Consider the following 16,505-nt stretch of genomic DNA (forward strand, 5'->3'; position numbering starts at 1 on the left):
CAAAATCAACCAATCCATAAAAACAAATCGGTATCAACAAACTTGGCACACTATTGAGTTCTCAAACAACAGACACACCCGGCACCACCCACACCCACAAGGGTCCAAGATCGCTCCGGAGCAACTTCCCAAACTTACCAGACACGCTCCCCCGGCACAACTCCCGAAACCAGGAACCGCACCGGACAAAACACCATCCGCGACCCCCGGAAACCACACCCGAACGCAACAAAGCGAACCAGTAAAATGGTTTCCAATTGGAAGGGGGTCCGTCGCAATTTTTCCGCATCAGCGGCGGCGACTCGATCTAGTCTACACACCCCCAATGCCCGAGGCAAATCACCCCTGCATCGCCATCCCACATTTCAAAACCCGCTACAACACGCGGAATTCGGCCCCAAACACCACCCGAATCAACGCCGTCCGGGGCGTAATCCGCAAACATGCCGTGCATCACAAACAACCCGCCCCACAAGCAGGCAAGCAGGCAAGCAAGCGAGCAAGCGGGCTAGTGCCCGGCTGCTCCCTCGGTCTTGCGCATCATGGTGGACAGCACGACGGCAACCACCGCAATCAAGGTGGCGGTCAGGAACGCTGCCTGCATCCCGGCAACAAAGCCGGACGCAGCCGAGACCACGGCGAAGATCGAAACCAGGAGTGCGGTCCCTGCGGCTCCCGCTACCTGCTGCAGGGTGCTCATGATTGCCGAGCCGTGCGAATAGAGGTGGGGCGGGAGCGGGTTGAGTCCAGTAGTGAACGCCGGGGTGAACAGCAAAGCCAAGCCCAGGCTAAGTACTGCGTAAAGGACCACGACCCACCACAGGGGGCTGCTCGCGGTGAGCATCGAGAACTGCCACAGCGTGAGTACCAACAGGATGGATCCCGTCACAGTCAGTGGGAGCGGTCCGATCTTGTCGAACAACCTACCGACCACCGGACCGAGCAGGCCCATCGCCAAGCCGCCAGGAAGAAGCGCAAGGCCGGTCTCCATCGGCTGCAGGTGGAGGACGTTCTGCAGGTAGAGCGGCAGCAGGATCACTCCGCCGAACAGGGCCATCATGGCAACCACCATGAGCAGCACCGAGACCGTGAACATGCGGAAGTTGAATGCCCTGAGGTCCAGGAGGGGCGCGTCGGACTTCTGCAACTTGAGCTGGCGGAAGACGAACGCCACCATGCACAGCACTCCGGTCACGAGCGCAGCGATCGGCAAGGCAGTCGCCCCGGCGTGGCCGCCGATCTGGCTCAGTCCATAGACCAATCCGCCGAAAGCAGGAACGGTCAGGACCACCGAGACGAAGTCAAGCCTCACATTGCCACGCTCGCCCACGTTCGTCAGGAACTTGGCACCGATGCCCATGGCCAACAGGGCCACCGGCAGTACGAAGACGAACATGAACCGCCAGGAGAAATGGTCAAGGATGATCCCGGAAACCGTGGGGCCCAAGGCGGGCGCAACCGAAATCGCAATGGTCACGTTGCCCATCACCGCGCCGCGGCGGGACAAGGGCACCAAGGTCAAGATGGTTGTCATGAGGAGCGGGAGCATGATTGCCGTGCCGCCGGCTTGGACGATGCGTGCCAACAAGAGCACCCCAAACCCAGGGGCTAGAGCCGCGAGCAGGGTGCCGCTGCTGAACAGTCCGATGGCAAAGAGGAACGCAGCCCGAGTGGTGAGCCTCTGGAGGATGAAGCCGGTGGTGGGTATGACCACGGCCATGGTCAGCATGAATCCGGTGGAGAGCCACTGGACCGTGGGCGCGTCGACGTTGAGGTCCGTCATGAGCCGCTGCAGGGCGACGTTCATGATGGTCTCGTTGAGGATCACCACGAAGGTGGCCACAAGGAGCGTGACAATGACGGTGACAGACTCGCGCGACATCGTGTCCCTGGCGTGCTGTGTCCCCGTTTCCGGTGCGGGGCTGCCGGACCCGTCTGATGTGACGTCGGTAGACATGAGGATTCCTCAGCTGTGGGTGCGGTGGTGTCCGGCGCTCGGCACCGGTGAAGATTGCAACAGTCTAAGCCTCAACCGCATTCCCGTCAGCAGTTTAATCCAAACGTTTGCGCAGAGTCATCCGGATGTTAAATGTCAGGAACTCAGCGGCACGTTGTCGATCAACCGTACGGGTCCGACCTGCGCCGCAATGATCGCAAGCCCTTCACCCCGGAACGGAGTTTCCTTGCAGTTTTCCGCGAGCGGTTCCAGCGTGCGGGGATCGACGACATCGAAATAGTCCAGCTTCACGAGGGGCTGCGATTCGACGAGCGCGACGGCGGTGTCCAGCTCGAGCGGCTCGTTCGCCAGGGCGTGGGACTCGAGAAGGCGGAGGGCACGGGACAGCGCCAAGGCCGCTTCCCGCTCTTCTTCGGAAAGGAAGCGGTTCCGGCTGGAAAGCGCCAGCCCTTCCGCATTGCGCACGGTAGGCACAGCCACGATGTCCACCGGGAAGCTGAGATCTGCCACCATCCGCTTCACCAGGGCCAACTGCTGGGCATCCTTTTGGCCGAAGTACGCGCGGTACGCGGCAGCACCGCCGTCGGCGGCTGGACCGCCAGGCAGACCGTAGTGCAGCAGTTTGGCGACCACTGTGAGGGCGCCGTCGAAGTGGCCGGGGCGCGAGGCTCCCTCCCATTTCTCGCCCAGGGGTCCCGAGGTCACCCGGACCAGCGGCTCCCCGCCGGGGTAGACCTCTTCCACGGAAGGGGCGAAGACGAGGTCCACGCCCTCGGCGTCAAGGAGCGCCATATCGGCATCAAGCGTGCGCGGGTAGCGTTCAAGGTCCGCGGCCTCGCCGAACTGCAGGGGGTTGACGAAGATGGAGGCCACCACCACGTCGTTCTGCTCGACGGCGGTGCGGGCCAGTGCTGCGTGACCTGTGTGCAGCGCACCCATCGTGGGGACGAGGCCTTGCGAGCTGCCGCGCTTTTCAGCGAGCAACCGCGCACTTTCGGCCCGCAGTTCCGCTGAGGTGGTGACGAGTTTGATGGCCATGGTCAGTTTCCTTCCTGCGTCCCGGCAGCGTCGTTGCCTGGACGGTCTTCACCGTTGTCCGGCGCACCTGGGCCGTCCAATGCGTTGTTGATGTCACCGAGCTGACCCTCTTTGAGCAGTCCGCGATTGACAGCCCGGCGGGCAGTGGCCCGCGCCATGGCCCGGTAAGCAGCGAGCACGTCGCCGCCCGCACCGCCGTCGTACTCCTTGAGGGCCTCCGCATGGGCGGCGACAGTCCCCACATCCCCGCGGGCCACGGGCCCGGTCAACGCGGATTCGCCTGAGGCCAGCGCGTTCTCCAAGGTGGCGCGGAGCAGCGGGCCGAGCATGCGTTCCGGCGCGTCGACGCCGATGTCCCGAAGCAGCTGGGATGACTGGGCCACGAGGGTGACCAGGTGGTTCGAGCTGTGCGCGAGGGCTGCGTGGTAGAGCGTGCGGTCAGCCTCGGCGATGGCCACTGGTTCGGCGCCCATCTCCACCACGAGTGCTTGGGCGATGGGCAACATCGCGGCGTCGGCGGTGACCCCGAAGGTGCAGTCCATGAGCCGGGTAAGGTCCAGGCTCATGCCCGTGAACGTCATGGCCGGGTGGAGGGCGAGCGGAATGGCACCTGCAGCGCGGACCGGCTTCAGTATTCCGACGCCGAAGCGGCCGGAAGTGTGCGCCACGAGTTGCCCGGGCTGCCATGCTCCAAGCTTGGCCAGTCCGGCCACGAGTTCACCGAGGGCGTCGTCCGGGACGGCCAGGAGCACCAACTCGGACCGCTCCACGATTTCCTGGATTTCAAGGATCGGGACCCCCGGCAGCAGGGTCTCCGCCCGCTCCCGGCTCGCCTCCGACACGGCGGAAACCCCGACGACGGCGTGCTCGGCCCCGCGCAGGGCCGCACCCAAGACGGCACCCACCTTGCCGGCGCCGATGATTCCTACGCCGAGTCGTCCTGGCCTAGCCATGGTCTGGTTCCTCCTGGGTCGATGCATGCTGGATGGCATGCGTGCTTGGCGGGGCCGGCAGCGCCGTGGGCGGCAGTTGCGCCAGCCATTGTTCGCTGCTCTGCAGTTTGCGGGCTTTCCGGGCCCGGGCGGCCTGCTGGTCGAATACGCCGACCGCCTGCTCTGTGGCTGCCTGGATGAGCCGGGGCGCCACAGGCCCTGGAGTCGTATGCAGCACAAGGTCGGCCACGCCGAAGAGCCGGGCCAGGGGACCTTGGTGGAGCGCGATGGACTGGGTTCGTTGATGCGGGACCACCACCAACTTCCGCCACAAACGGCCGGAGCGCAGCAACAGGGCGGTCTCCGTTGACAGGAAGCCGTTGCGCCGCCAGCCCAACGGGGAAAGAATCCAGGCACGCCTGGGTGTGGTGACAAATCCTGCCTCGGAGTCCAGGCCGGTCAGCCCGGCCGTGAAGACGCGCTCGGGGTCTGCGGTACCGGGATCGGGCAGCACGAGCGAGAGCATCATCATCACCTCGGACTTCCGCCCGACTGGAAGCAACATGGTGCGGTGCTCCCCTTCGCTACGGCGATGTTCGCCGTAGCCGGCAACGTTCACGTGGATCCGGTACCAGCCGAGAATGCGCCACAACGGCGGCTGCGTGACCTTGAGGGCCTGGATGCGGCCGGGAGGCACGGTCTGGGCCCGGGTGTCCAGGAGTCCGTAGCGCAGGCGGATGCCGTCCGGGGATATTGCCGCGGTGAAGTTGTAGCCCGTGTTGAACGAACGCCAGTAGGCGGTACCCAAGCCGAGGATTGCTGGAATCAAGTAGAGGATGAAGGCCCGGGACTCGGTCAATACTGAGAGCAGCACCGACGCGATGGCGCTGAGCACAATGAAGAAGCTCTGCTCGCTCAGGATCAGCGAGCCGACAAGCCTTCCAGGCGGGAGGTAGAGCACCACCTGTTCGGGTGCCTCGGGCACCTCGACTGTTTCGCTCCCGTCAGCAATGCCGGCAGCCCGGCCCAGGATAGTGGCGCGGAGCTGTTTGGCCTGCGCGAGCCTGAGGTAGGAAAGCCGCACGGCCGAATGGCCTGCGTCGGCCACCTCGAACTTCAGCTCCGCGAGCCCGAAAATGCGGGCGAGCAGCGGCTGCACGATGTCGATGGCCTGAACGCGGTCAAGCCGTGCCTGGCGCTGCTGCTTGAAAAGGAAACCGGTATTGACCCGGACGTAACCCTCGGCGAGCTGATAACGGGTGAAATACCAGCTGAGAAGGAACGAGCCCAAAGCCAGCAACAACACGACGCCGCCCCCGGCCAGGAGCCAGAGCGTGCGTTCATTGAAGTTGTCCCCAATGGTCCCGCGGCCTTGGAGGGCTCGCTCGAAGGTATCGCGGCCGAAGAAATAGACGATCGCCGCCAGCGCCACCCATCCGCGCACGAAGGGCGACGCCGGGTGCACGCGGTGCCAATCGCCGTCGACGACGGTCTGTTCCTGGGTCACAGCCCGGCCAGCCTCGCTTCGCCTCGGGCCGAGAGCTGCTCGCGCAGCCGTGCGCCTTCAGCAGCGGGAAGTCCGGGCAAGTGGGCGTTGGTTCCAGTGGAAGCGGTGTGGAGTTTGAGGGTGCACAGTCCCAAGAGCCGCTCGACTGGCCCAACCGCGACATCGACGTACTGCATCCGGCCGTAGGGAACCACCATGGTCCGCTGGAAGAAGATACCGCGGCGGATCAGGAGGTCGTCGTCGCGTTCCGCGTAGCCGATGGCCTTCACTTGCCTCGGGATCAACACGAGCCGCCACAGGGCGAGCAACAAAAGGGCCGCTGGAACGGCGACGGCGAGCCACAGCGGCGGCCACCTCCACCACCCCAGTTCCACGAAAAGCAAGGGCAGGCTGAACAGGCCGACCATGACCAGGTTGCCGATGGCCCACTCGACGAGCCGCACCGTCACGTATTTCGGCGAAACGCGCAACCACTGGATCCCGGGAGGATCAATCGCCACGGTACGCATATTCGCCTTCGCCCTTGGCCTCGCGATGCCGTGAATCCCTGATGCCGGGCCCGCCTTCCAGGTCCTCGGGCGGGATCCGGCAGAACCGCTCCACGACGAGCCCCACTATGGTCATGATGAGCCCTCCGCCGCCCATGATGAGCGCGAGCCAGAAGATTCCCTGGTCGCTGCGGAGGCTCCAGAGCCGGAGCTGCTCAATCACGATTCCCACGTGCCAGCCGAGCAGCACGGTGCCCGCATAGGCGCAGGCCTGGGCCAGGATCAGGGTTCGCGCGGCCAGGATGGGGTTGAGCATGGTCTTCTTCTTGCCGTTGCGCCAGCGTAGGACACGGATGCCCATGATCAACGTCAGCACGGCAATGACACCCATGGTCACCAACGCGGAAGGAGGAAGCACCGGCGTCGCCATGCTGTAGCGCGTGGTGAGCACGGTAGCCAGCCAGCCAATTGCGGCGAGAACGACGGCGATGATCGCCAACAAGAGCGGACGCATGGCCTTCATGGACTATTCCACCGCTCCTGCGGCAGCGACGCTGCCGGATCCGTCGAAACCGTCGAACGGCCGGAGGCCTGGAAAGTCCTCGGCTTTGGCGGCCAGATCGGCGACGCTCTCACCGTTGAGCCGCGCTGCAGGGTCCAGGAGAGCCCACGGATAGAGCACGAAGGCGCGCCCGGCGGCCCGAGGATGCGGCAGGGTCAAGGTTTCGTCGTCGCTGGTGAGTTCGCCATAGACGATGATGTCCACATCCAAAGTGCGGGGGCCCCAGCGGACCTCGCGGACCCGATGGTGGATTTGCTCGACGTCGTGGCAGTGCTGGAGGAGGTCCAGCGGCGCAAGGGTCGTCTCAATGGCAATCACCATGTTGAGGAAATCCGGTTGCCCCACCGGTCCGCCCACGGCTTTGGTCTGCACCACGGGAGAGACCCCGAGCAGGCGGATTTCCGGGCGGTCAACGAGGTCGGCAACGGCGGTGGACAGGGTGTCGTTCCGCTCGCCCAGGTTGCTGCCGAGGGCCAGGATGGCTTTGGTGAATCGGGAGGTCATGCACGCTCCCTGTGGACACTGACCGTGACGTCACCGAAGGGAACTTCGATGGGTGCCTTGGGTTTGTGGACTGTGACATCGATGGCGGCGACGTTGAAGCCCGCCAGGATCCCCTCGGCGATCCGCACCGCGAGGGCCTCGATCAGGTTGAGTGGCTCGCCCGAAATGACGGACGTTATGTACTCGGCGACTTCGCCGTAGTGCGCCGTGAACTGCAGGTCATCTGTTTCCGCGGCCTTGCTGAAATCGGTGTACAGCACCGCGTCGACGACGAACGGCTGGCCGTCACGGCGCTCGAAGTCGAAGACGCCGTGATGCCCGACGGCGGTCACGCCGGTCAGTGTGATCTTGTCCAAACCGGTTCCTCCCCCTCTGTTCACCAAGTTTAGTGTCTGATGCGTGCGGCGACCTTGACGGCGTCAAGGCTGGGGCCGACGTCGTGGACGCGCACGGCCCAAGCACCGTTCGCGGCACAGATAGCGGTGATGGCAGCGGTGGCATGGTCCCGTTCCTCCGGCGCCGCCGCCTTGCCGGCCACGGTCAGGAGCGTCCCGAGGAAGCGTTTGCGTGAAGCTCCGATCAGGACCTTGTGGCCCAGTTCGTCCAGCCTGCCGATGTACTTGAGGAGTTGCCAGTTCTGGTCCTCGTCCTTGGAGAAGCCCAGGCCGGGATCCACAATGATTTGTTCCGCCGTGACGCCTGCCGCGTAGAGCTTGTCGCGGACGCCCTTGAGCTCCTCGATGACTTCCTCCACGACATTTCCGTAGTCGGCAAGGCTGTTCATGGTTTCGGCGTCGCCTCGGCGATGCGTCAAGACATAGGGCACCTTGGTACGTGCGACGAGTTCGGCCATCTCAGGTTCGAGGCTCAACCCGGAGACGTCGTTGATGATCGCCGCGCCGGCCTCCACAGCCGCGGCGGCCGTCGACGCGTGCGTCGTGTCGATGCTGACGAGTGCCCCGGCCTTCACGAGTGCCTGGATCACCGGCAAGACCCGCCGTTGTTCTTCTTCCGGGGAGACGGGCTCTGCGCCCGGGCGGGTCGATTCGCCGCCGACGTCGATGATGTCCGCTCCGGAGTACAACATCCGCAATGCGTGGGCGATGGCGGTGTCCGCAGTGGGGTGCTTGCCGCCGTCGCTGAATGAATCCGGCGTGACGTTCAGAATTCCCATGACAAGCGTGCGGTCGGCCGGCAGGTCCGCGAAGCGGGCCGCTGGACGGGGTTTGCGGAGAATGGGCAGGGGGCTGGTAGCCGGGCCCGTTCCTGGTGCTGCTGCGAGGGAATCCATGATCTTTGTTACCTTCCGAGTATGAGGCTCATGGCTTCGGCACGGGTGGCCGGGTCATGAAGTTGCCCGCGCACTGCGCTGGTGACGGTCTTGGCGCCGGGCTTGCGAATGCCACGCATGGACATGCACATGTGTTCGCATTCGACGACGACGATCGCGCCCCGGGGTTTGAGGTGGGTCACGAGCGCTTCGACGATCTGGGTGGTCAGGCGTTCCTGCACCTGCGGACGGCGGGCGTAAATGTCGACGAGACGGGCCAGCTTGCTCAGCCCGGTCACTTTGCCGTCGTGGGAAGGGATGTATCCAACGTGCGCGACGCCGTGGAACGGCACCAAATGGTGCTCGCACGTGGAATAGAACGGGATGTCCTTGACCAGCACGAGTTCCTCATGGTCGAGGTCGAACGTGGTGGACAGGACGTCCTCGGGATCCTGGTGCAGGCCAGCGAAGACCTCGGCGTAAGCCTTGGCAACGCGCTTCGGCGTATCCACCAGTCCGCCACGGTCCGGGTCCTCGCCCACGGCGATGAGGATCTCGCGTACGGCCGCCTCTATACGGGGGCGGTCGACCTTATATGAGTGATGGCCGTGGCCACCTGATTTTCCCCCGGAGGTGCCGCCAAGGTCATCACTGGCGGCACCGCTGAAGTCGTCGTCGTCGATGTGAGTCACAGCAGAAAGCTTAGCCTTGATGCGAAACGTCGGTGCCCGCGTCCGGTCCCTGGCCCGTAAATGACTCCTGGCTGCCGACTCCCTGCGGATGCGGGGACTGAGCGTCCAAAGGCTCTTCGAGACGAGCGGCCTTGGCCTCTTCCTGGGCCTCACGTTCAGCCTTCTCTGCGCGGGATTCCACCGGCGGGATGGTCTGGACCGGGCGGGATTCCTTGGAGAGCCACACCTCGCGGAAGTCGCGCTTGCGGATGTCGCGGAAGATGTGGGCGATCTCCGCCTGGTTCAGCGTTTCGCGCTCAAGCAGTTCGAGGGCCAACCGGTCCAGGACGTCGCGGTTCTCGGTGAGGATGGCGTAGGCCTCGTCGTGGGCCTGGTCGATCAGGCGGCGCACTTCCTCGTCGACGATGTACGCGACCGAGTCGGAGTAGTTGCGTTCCTGCGCCATGTCCCGGCCCAGGAAAGGCTCGCCGCCACCTGCGCCAAGCTTCACGGCGCCGATGCGCTCGCTCATGCCGAACTGGGTGACCATCTTGCGGGCCGTTCCGGTGGCCTTCTCGATGTCGTTCGAAGCGCCCGTCGAGGGGTCGTGGAAGACGATTTCCTCTGCAACACGCCCACCCATGGCATAGGCCATCTGGTCCAGGAGTTCATTGCGCGTGATCGAGTACTTGTCGTCCTCCGGGACAACCATCGTGTAGCCGAGGGCGCGGCCTCGGGGCAGGATGGTGATCTTCGTGACAGGGGCGGAATTGCGAAGGGCTGCCGCCACCAGGGCATGGCCGCCTTCGTGGTAGGCGGTGATCTTCCGTTCCATTTCCTTCATGACGCGGCTACGCTTCTGCGGGCCGGCCATGACACGGTCGATTGCCTCGTCCAGGGCGCGGTCGTCAATCAGGTTGGCATTGGACCTGGCGGTCAGGAGGGCGGCCTCGTTCAGCACGTTGGCAAGGTCCGCACCCGTGTAGCCCGGGGTCTTCTTCGCGACGCCCTTGAGGTCGACGCCGTGGGCCATCGGCTTGCCCTTGGCATGGACGTTCAGGATCTGCTCGCGACCAATCAAGTCCGGTGCTTCGACGGTGATCTGGCGGTCGAAACGGCCTGGGCGCAGCAGTGCAGGGTCCAGGACGTCCGGACGGTTGGTTGCCGCGATCAGGATGACGTTGGTCTTGACGTCGAAGCCGTCCATTTCGACCAGAAGCTGGTTAAGGGTCTGTTCGCGCTCGTCGTTGCCGCCGCCGATGCCAGCGCCGCGGTGACGTCCAACGGCGTCGATCTCGTCAACGAAAATGATGGCGGGCGCATTGGCTTTGGCTTGCTCGAAGAGGTCGCGGACACGGGAAGCACCAACGCCTACGAACATTTCAACGAAGTCCGAGCCCGAGATGGAGAAGAACGGGACGCCGGCCTCGCCTGCGACGGCGCGGGCAAGGAGGGTCTTGCCGGTGCCCGGAGGGCCGTAGAGCAGCACGCCCTTCGGGATCTTGGCGCCAACGGCCTGGAACTTTGCCGGTTCTGCGAGGAATTCCTTGATCTCCTGAAGTTCCTCGACGGCTTCGTCCGCACCGGCCACATCCGCGAAGGTGACTTGCGGCATGTCCTTGTTGACCAGCTTGGCCTTCGACTTGCCGAACTGCATCACCTTGGAGCCGCCGCCTTGCATGCGCGAGAGCAGGAACCAGAAAAGCACACCCAGCAGGAGCACGGGGACGAGGAGCGAGAACAGTCCGGAGAACCAGTTGTTTTCGACGGGCTGGTCCGTGAAGCCGCCGGATGGCTGCGCATTGGTGACGGCCTTGACGACGTCCCCGGCCCGCGCCGTGACATAGAAGAACTGGACGTTCTTGCCCTTGTCCTGGCCGTCGATGACGAGGTTGTCTTTCAGCGTCAGGTCAACTCGGTTCTCGGCATCGTAGATTTTGGCCTGGTCCACCTTGCCGCTCTGGGCGAGGATCGCGAGGCCCTTATCGGTGTCGATTCGGGTGGATCCGCCGGGGGCAAGGGTTGCAAATGCCACCAGGAGCAAGCCGACTACGACAACAATCCAGATGCCCGGGCCCTTGAAGAAACTCTTAGCTTTCATCTGTTCGGGGGCTCCGCCCCGTCCCTCCTGGTAGTGCTGCACGGCGCAGCTTCTGCGCGCGTGTGGTGCTGCGTCAGTTTCTAGCTTTACACCGTTCGGAGTGATTCACGCACAGTAAGAGGCAAAAGTTCCCTCTAGGCGTACATCAACAGGGAATTCCGGAAGCCCGCGGGAGAAATCCATGGTTCTTTCAGGATCCCCCGACGCCACTGCACACACAGCGAAGCGGCCTCCCGAACAGGAAGCCGCTTTCGTTCCGCGAAAAATACGCGGTGGTTCGCTGCGGGAAGAGTTACTCGTATACGTGCGGTGCGAGGGTTCCCACAAAGTCCAGATTGCGGTACTTCTCGGCGTAATCCAGTCCATAGCCGACGACGAATTCGTTGGGGATGTCATAGCCGACGTACCTGACGTCGATCTCCACCTTGGCGGCCGTGGGCTTGCGGAACGCGGTGCAGATTTCCACGGAAGCGGTGCCCCGCGACTCGAGGTTGGTCTTGAGCCAGGAGAGGGTCAGGCCGGAATCGATGATGTCTTCGACAATCAGGACATCCTTGCCCATGAGGTCGGTATCAAGGTCCTTGAGGATGCGCACGACGCCGGAGGACTGGGTCCCGGAGCCGTAGGAGGACACCGCCATCCAATCCATGCTGACGTGGCTGTGCAGCGCACGCGCAAGGTCTGCCATGACCATGACGGCGCCCTTGAGCACGCCGACGATCAGCAGCTCACGGCCCTCGTAGTCCTTGTCAATCTGTGCAGCAAGTTCGGCGATCCGTTGCTGGATCTGCTCCTTGGTGTAGAGAACGTGTTTGAGGTCTGCCTGGACGTCGTTTGAATCCACCAATGGCTCCTGTGTTGATGCGTGGGTGCGGCTACTGTTGGGGCGATCTTTGATGCCGGAATACTAGCTTCCCACAGCCGCCGCCTTCGCGGGGAACGGCAGTTCCCCGCGCTGGGGCCTCCCGCCCCAATTCGCTGAGGGATACACGATAGACGCTGACGCTTCCGGGAAGCTGCACGGGTCCCGCCGATCCCTGCCGGCGCAGCAACGCTTCGGCTGCCTGGAGCCGCCCATAGCCGGGCTGTTGGCCCCCGACGTCGGCCGCAGCCTTGGCGATCACCCGGAACCTCAGGGCCGGGGACAACTCCCTCAAGGCGCCTTCGGGGAGCCACACGCCGTCGTCGCTCCGGTTCACGAGTCCCGCATAACTCTCTGCGGCAAGCTGCTCCAGGAAGTCAGCGTCCTGCTGGAGGATCGCGGCTGTACGGGCGAGCGACTCGGCAACGCCGGGCCCCAGCTTGTCCTCAAGCAAGGGCATCACCTCCACCCGGGTCCGCGAGCGGGCGAAGGCGGGGTCCGCGTTGCTGGGATCGTGCCAGGCTTCGAGTTCCTCGACCTCGCAGATTTCGAGCGTTTCTGATCGGCGCAGGCCAAGGAAAGGACGAAGGAGCTTGCCGCGCGCCGGACGCATCCCGGCGAGGGAGCGGGTTCCCGAGCCTCGCGCGAGGCCCAGCAGGACCTGTTCGGCTTGGTCGTCCAGAGTGTGCCCGAGCAGGATCGCTCCACAATCGAGTTCGGCGGCCGCCGCTTCAAGGGCCGCGTGCCGGGCATCGCGTGCCGCCGCCTCGGGCCCGAACCCGGCAGCGGCCACCTCCACGGTCCGTAGCTGGACGGGCGAGAGGCCCAGGTCCTCCAGGATCGCCACGGTTCGCGCCGCGACCTCGCCCGAGCCTGCTTGCAGCTGATGGTCGACCACGACGGCGGAAACACGCACGGGGTGGCCCTGCACGCGGCCCCGACGGGCAAAGTAGGCCGCCACCGAAGCAAGTGCCAAGGAGTCCGGGCCGCCGCTGCAAGCGACGAGGATCCGCTCGGGATAGCCTGCGGAGGCCAGCGCGTCCTGCACCATGTTCCGCGCCTTGCCGACGACCGGCGCCAAACGCCCGGGACGTCGTCGTCCGCTGCTTGGATCGCTTCTACCGCTTGCGCCGGTACCCGATGTGGTGCCTGCGGTCACAGCCCCATCCGCTCAAGCCACAGCTTGGAGTCGTGGATTTCGGCTTCGGTAGGCAGTTTTTCGGCCGATTCCCAGACCCGGTTCAAGCCCTCCATGCCGGCCACCGCAACCACTTCACGGACGAACTTGGCGCCGTCGCTGTACTGGCGCATCTTGGCATCCAGGCCGAGGATGTTACGGATGAATTTCTCGATCATTCCGCGGTCCTTGCCCCGCGAGCTGAAGCGCTGCCTAATGGTCTTCACCGAGGGGACCAGGGTGGAATCGACGGCGTCCATCACAACATTGGCGTGGCCTTCCAGCAGGCTCATGACTGCCGTGAGATGCGAGAGCGATGCCTTTTCCTCGGGGTTTTGGAGCAGGTCCAAGATGGCCCCGCGGCCAGGAGTGGCGCCGGTGGAGCGGTCGCGCAAGGACCGCGCGGCCGCAGTGGCACGATCCATGATGGAGTCCACATTGCCGATCAGGTTGGCGCTGAGGCGCTCGATTTCCTCGAGCATGTGGGTCCGGAGCCAAGGCGCGGCAGCGAACTGCACCCGGTGGGTCTGTTCGTGAAGGCAAACCCAGAGCCGGAAATCGTCCGGATCAACGTTGAGCTCGCGCTCCACAGAGATGATGTTCGGAGCCACGAGCAAAAGCCGGCCGGCAGGCGGCGCTTTCGAGTCCGGGGCGAGGGCCGCGAAGGGATCGTATTGGCCCAAGACCTTGCTCGACAAGAAGGCGAGCACGGCCCCGAGCTGCGCGCCGGTAATGGCGCCGCTCGCGGCCGCCGCAGCCGGTGTCATCGCCGGGCCGCGCCGGGAGTCCAGCATTTGCTGAAGGGCCGGCTGGAGCATCACGGCGAAACTCTGGGTATTGGCCTTCGCCCAGGACGCCCGGTCAACTACCAGGACATGGGAATCGCGGAGGTCGCGCGCGGCTTCCAAACCAGTGATGTCATGCACATGCGGTACCGAGATGTCCGCGCTGAAACGCAAGCTGTCCACGGCTTTACCGATTTGGGCCGGACTCAGCGGTGGACCGGGGGGAGCGAGCCGGGCAGCCGTGGAGGCGGCCAGCTCCCAGTTGATGAGGGACTGGGCTTGCTGCTGAGACTCCATATGAACCATAAGACCACAACAGGCTGAATCTGCGCCCTTAAGTTCGCTCAACGGCGAACGTCAGGCAGCGGGGACGTCAGCCAGCCCGGCAACCGCATGACGCGAGTGCCGTGGCGGACCTGTCCAGCGCGACCTTGTTCCCTTCTGCGCCCGGCATCAGCCCGTTGCCGATAAAGGAGAAGACCAGGAGACGGCCGTTCGCGTCCACAACGTAGCCGCTCAAAGCGATCACCGAATTCAAGGTGCCGGTCTTGGCCCGCACCAGGCCCGCCCCTTGGGAGGTGGTCGCATCCGTGTAGCGGTCGCCGAGCGTCCCGGTCAGTCCGGCTACCGGGAACCCCGCGAGGGCGGCACGGAGACGGGTGTCCGGTCCCGAGGTAATGGCCCGGACCACGTCCGCGAACTGCCGCGCCGACACCTGGTTGCCGAGGGCAAGGCCAGACACGTCTGCCAAGTGCATGGAGTCCGAGGCGACGCCGAGTTCTGCGAGCTGGGCGCCCACGGCCGCCGTCGCGCCGTCGTTGGATCCCGGCTTTCCCTCGGACAGCGCCGCCATCCGACCGAAAACCTCAGCGAGGTAGTTGTCCGACGTTTCCAGCATCAAGTCGACCTGCTCGCGGACGGTGGCAGACACGGCGCTGGCGAGGACGCCCTGCTTTCCGGTTGGAGCTGCGGCTCGTTCCACACCGGGGACCACCGTGAAGCCAGCAGCGGCACCCGCGGCTTGCAGCTTCCCCGCGAAAGCCTGGGCTGCGGTGAGCGCGGCGTCTTGCGGACGCGGGCCGCTTGTTGCCCCCGGGGTTGTCCGGGCCGAGTTCAGGGCGAGCGGAAAGACCGGCGCCGTTTCCCCGGCAGCGACATCGTCGAGGCTCCATGACGGGTTCAAGGCAGGCCCGGTGAACAGTCCATCGTCCAACTGCACCGTGACCGGGCCCTTCACGCCGCGGTCCTGCAAAGCTTTTGCCGTGTCCGCCGCGAGGGTCTCCAAACCGGCATGGCCGAGCACCTCATTGGCTTGGGACGGGCCGTCACCGAGCAGGACGTCGCCTCCAGCGCTCAGGATGATGGTCGACGGCGAAGGTCCCGCCAGGACCCGCGTGCTGAAGCGGGTCTCCGGGCCGATCGCGCGCAGCGCCGCGACTGCGGTGAGCAACTTCATGTTGGACGCCGGCACCCGGTTCTTGGCGCCGTCGCGATCGTAAAGCGGAAGCCCGGTCAACGCATCCTCGACGACGCCGGTGAAGTCTCCCCCGCCGTCGGGGGTCAAGAGGGCATTGAGCTGGTTCGTGACTTCGGCCGGCAACGGGACCGGAGCGGAAGCGTCCAAGGGGGCAACGATCTGAGTGCGGCTCAGCTGCTTGGGGACCTGTTGCCAGTCCGGCACCTTGGGGCCGGGCGCACCAGCTGCCCCCGGAAAGCCGGGACCAATTAATCCGGCTGCGATCCCGAGTCCCATCGGCACGGCCAAGACCGCGATGACCAAGGTCAACAAGGCAGGTGGCAGAAAGTGGACGATGCCCTTCGACGCGGATTTCCTGGCCCTCGGCCCCCTGGGCCTGAGAATCGGAGTGTCCTGCTGTTCCGGAGCCTGCTTTTCAGCCCCCGCCTCGTCAACGCCCGTCATGCAGCCTTAGTCCTCAAAGTCTTGAATGTCCCCACCGTTTCAAGAAACTTGGGCCTCTCGCTATATCCTCAATAGTAGTCGGCGGCGTCGGCTGCTCTGTTGCCGCGCCCATGCCAATACCGCCAAGGAGCATTCCATGAAGCACGACGTCACGATCGAGATCCCCAAGGGGTCGCGCGTCAAGTACGAAGTTGACCACGAGACCGGTCGCGTCCGCCTGGACCGCGTCCTGTTCACCTCCATGCAGTACCCCACCCACTACGGGTTCTTCGAGAACACCCTGGGTGAGGACGGCGACCCGCTGGACGCACTGGTGCTCCTGCAGGACTTCGACCTGTACCCCGGTGTCATCGTCGAGTCCCGCCCCATCGGCGTGTTCAACATGACCGACGACGGCGGCGGAGACGCCAAGGTCCTGTGCGTTCCTGCCGATCCGCGCTTCGACCACATCCAGGAGATCACGGATGTCAGCGAATTCCTGATCAAGGAAATCGAGCACTTCTTCACCCGTTACAAGGACCTTGAGCCGGGCAAGTGGGTCAAGGCTGAAGGCTGGGCCGACCGCGCAGCCGCCGAAGCCGAGCTGGAAGCTTCCATCAAGCGTTTCGTTCCGAGCGCGCACTAAAGCAATTCGACCTGCACGACGGCGGGGGGGGGGGGGGGGGGGGGGGGGGCGCCCCCCCCCCCCCCCCCGGGGGGGGGGGGGGGGTGGGGGGGGGGGGGGGGCGCG

Annotated in this window: 16 protein-coding genes; 1 reads left to right on the forward strand and 15 read right to left on the reverse strand. The window is 64.8% G+C overall.

Annotated features, from left to right (window positions below):
• Positions 1-508: 508 nt before the first annotated feature.
• The 15 genes from BMF89_RS10205 to dacB all read right to left on the reverse strand — a co-directional run bounded on the left by BMF89_RS10205 (position 509) and on the right by dacB (position 15,607).
• Positions 509-1,957: a DHA2 family efflux MFS transporter permease subunit gene (locus BMF89_RS10205; protein WP_078106980.1), complete on the reverse strand. Its 1,449-nt coding sequence runs from the start codon at positions 1,955-1,957 to the stop codon at positions 509-511.
• Between the two features lie 135 nt (positions 1,958-2,092).
• Positions 2,093-2,995, reverse strand: a complete 903-nt coding sequence (gene panC, locus BMF89_RS10210) for a pantoate--beta-alanine ligase (protein WP_078106981.1) — start codon at positions 2,993-2,995, stop codon at positions 2,093-2,095.
• A 2-nt stretch (positions 2,996-2,997) separates the two neighbouring features.
• The gene (locus BMF89_RS10215) at positions 2,998-3,948 is read right to left on the reverse strand and encodes a DUF2520 domain-containing protein (protein WP_078106982.1); all 951 of its coding nucleotides are present in this window, start codon (positions 3,946-3,948) and stop codon (positions 2,998-3,000) included.
• Positions 3,941-5,434 carry a PH domain-containing protein gene (locus BMF89_RS10220; protein ID WP_078106983.1) on the reverse strand — a complete coding sequence of 498 codons (1,494 nt, stop codon included), beginning with the start codon at positions 5,432-5,434 and terminating at the stop codon, positions 3,941-3,943. Before BMF89_RS10220 ends, BMF89_RS10215 begins: the two co-directional genes overlap by 8 nt.
• Entirely contained in the window at positions 5,431-5,943 is a 513-nt protein-coding gene (locus BMF89_RS10225) for a PH domain-containing protein (protein ID WP_078106984.1), read from the reverse strand. The genes BMF89_RS10220 and BMF89_RS10225 overlap by 4 nt, the downstream gene beginning before the upstream one ends.
• On the reverse strand, positions 5,924-6,445 hold the full coding sequence (locus BMF89_RS10230) for a DUF3180 domain-containing protein (protein ID WP_078106985.1): 522 nt from the start codon (positions 6,443-6,445) through the stop codon (positions 5,924-5,926). Before BMF89_RS10230 ends, BMF89_RS10225 begins: the two co-directional genes overlap by 20 nt.
• Before the next feature lie 3 nt (positions 6,446-6,448).
• Complete coding sequence (gene folK, locus BMF89_RS10235) at positions 6,449-6,988, reverse strand: 2-amino-4-hydroxy-6-hydroxymethyldihydropteridine diphosphokinase (protein ID WP_078106986.1); 540 nt, start codon at positions 6,986-6,988, stop codon at positions 6,449-6,451.
• Positions 6,985-7,344 (reverse strand): dihydroneopterin aldolase, encoded by a 360-nt coding sequence (gene folB, locus BMF89_RS10240; RefSeq protein WP_078106987.1) that lies wholly within the window; start codon positions 7,342-7,344, stop codon positions 6,985-6,987. Before folB ends, folK begins: the two co-directional genes overlap by 4 nt.
• Before the next feature lie 29 nt (positions 7,345-7,373).
• Positions 7,374-8,279 (reverse strand): dihydropteroate synthase, encoded by a 906-nt coding sequence (folP, locus tag BMF89_RS10245; protein WP_078106988.1) that lies wholly within the window; start codon positions 8,277-8,279, stop codon positions 7,374-7,376.
• A gap of 8 nt (positions 8,280-8,287) precedes the next feature.
• Complete coding sequence (folE, locus tag BMF89_RS10250; RefSeq protein WP_078106989.1) at positions 8,288-8,950, reverse strand: GTP cyclohydrolase I FolE; 663 nt, start codon at positions 8,948-8,950, stop codon at positions 8,288-8,290.
• A 10-nt stretch (positions 8,951-8,960) separates the two neighbouring features.
• Positions 8,961-11,030: an ATP-dependent zinc metalloprotease FtsH gene (gene ftsH, locus BMF89_RS10255; protein WP_078106990.1), complete on the reverse strand. Its 2,070-nt coding sequence runs from the start codon at positions 11,028-11,030 to the stop codon at positions 8,961-8,963.
• A gap of 292 nt (positions 11,031-11,322) precedes the next feature.
• Positions 11,323-11,874, reverse strand: coding sequence for a hypoxanthine phosphoribosyltransferase (gene hpt / locus BMF89_RS10260; RefSeq protein WP_078106991.1), 552 nt, complete (start codon positions 11,872-11,874; stop codon positions 11,323-11,325).
• 31 nt (positions 11,875-11,905) lie between these two features.
• Positions 11,906-12,943 (reverse strand): tRNA lysidine(34) synthetase TilS, encoded by a 1,038-nt coding sequence (gene tilS, locus BMF89_RS10265; protein ID WP_171983453.1) that lies wholly within the window; start codon positions 12,941-12,943, stop codon positions 11,906-11,908.
• Positions 12,944-13,047: 104 nt separating this feature from the next.
• The gene (locus BMF89_RS10270; protein WP_241707690.1) at positions 13,048-14,151 is read right to left on the reverse strand and encodes a zinc-dependent metalloprotease; all 1,104 of its coding nucleotides are present in this window, start codon (positions 14,149-14,151) and stop codon (positions 13,048-13,050) included.
• A gap of 76 nt (positions 14,152-14,227) precedes the next feature.
• Entirely contained in the window at positions 14,228-15,607 is a 1,380-nt protein-coding gene (dacB, locus tag BMF89_RS10275; protein ID WP_253190783.1) for a D-alanyl-D-alanine carboxypeptidase/D-alanyl-D-alanine-endopeptidase, read from the reverse strand.
• Between the two features lie 304 nt (positions 15,608-15,911).
• Here dacB and BMF89_RS10280 point away from each other — a divergent pair, with 304 nt between their 5' ends.
• Positions 15,912-16,400, forward strand: coding sequence for an inorganic diphosphatase (locus tag BMF89_RS10280; RefSeq protein WP_078106994.1), 489 nt, complete (start codon positions 15,912-15,914; stop codon positions 16,398-16,400).
• Positions 16,401-16,505: the final 105 nt, after the last annotated feature.

Source organism: Arthrobacter sp. SRS-W-1-2016 (assembly GCF_002009585.1).
In the GTDB taxonomy this organism is placed as follows: domain Bacteria; phylum Actinomycetota; class Actinomycetes; order Actinomycetales; family Micrococcaceae; genus Arthrobacter; species Arthrobacter bambusae_A.

What these genes read in the sequence shown, in the direction of transcription:
- BMF89_RS10205 (WP_078106980.1), bottom strand. Translation starts at nt 1,957, where the DNA reads ATGTCTACCGACGTCACATCAGACGGGTCCGGCAGCCCCGCACCGGAA.
- BMF89_RS10270 (WP_241707690.1), bottom strand. Translation starts at nt 14,151, where the DNA reads ATGGAGTCTCAGCAGCAAGCCCAGTCCCTCATCAACTGGGAGCTGGCC.
- tilS (WP_171983453.1), bottom strand. Translation starts at nt 12,943, where the DNA reads ATGGTGCAGGACGCGCTGGCCTCCGCAGGCTATCCCGAGCGGATCCTC.
- panC (WP_078106981.1), bottom strand. Translation starts at nt 2,995, where the DNA reads ATGGCCATCAAACTCGTCACCACCTCAGCGGAACTGCGGGCCGAAAGT.
- folP (WP_078106988.1), bottom strand. Translation starts at nt 8,279, where the DNA reads ATGGATTCCCTCGCAGCAGCACCAGGAACGGGCCCGGCTACCAGCCCC.
- BMF89_RS10230 (WP_078106985.1), bottom strand. Translation starts at nt 6,445, where the DNA reads ATGAAGGCCATGCGTCCGCTCTTGTTGGCGATCATCGCCGTCGTTCTC.
- BMF89_RS10280 (WP_078106994.1), top strand. Translation starts at nt 15,912, where the DNA reads ATGAAGCACGACGTCACGATCGAGATCCCCAAGGGGTCGCGCGTCAAG.
- BMF89_RS10225 (WP_078106984.1), bottom strand. Translation starts at nt 5,943, where the DNA reads ATGCGTACCGTGGCGATTGATCCTCCCGGGATCCAGTGGTTGCGCGTT.
- BMF89_RS10215 (WP_078106982.1), bottom strand. Translation starts at nt 3,948, where the DNA reads ATGGCTAGGCCAGGACGACTCGGCGTAGGAATCATCGGCGCCGGCAAG.
- dacB (WP_253190783.1), bottom strand. Translation starts at nt 15,607, where the DNA reads ATGGGACTCGGGATCGCAGCCGGATTAATTGGTCCCGGCTTTCCGGGG.
- ftsH (WP_078106990.1), bottom strand. Translation starts at nt 11,030, where the DNA reads ATGAAAGCTAAGAGTTTCTTCAAGGGCCCGGGCATCTGGATTGTTGTC.
- folK (WP_078106986.1), bottom strand. Translation starts at nt 6,988, where the DNA reads ATGACCTCCCGATTCACCAAAGCCATCCTGGCCCTCGGCAGCAACCTG.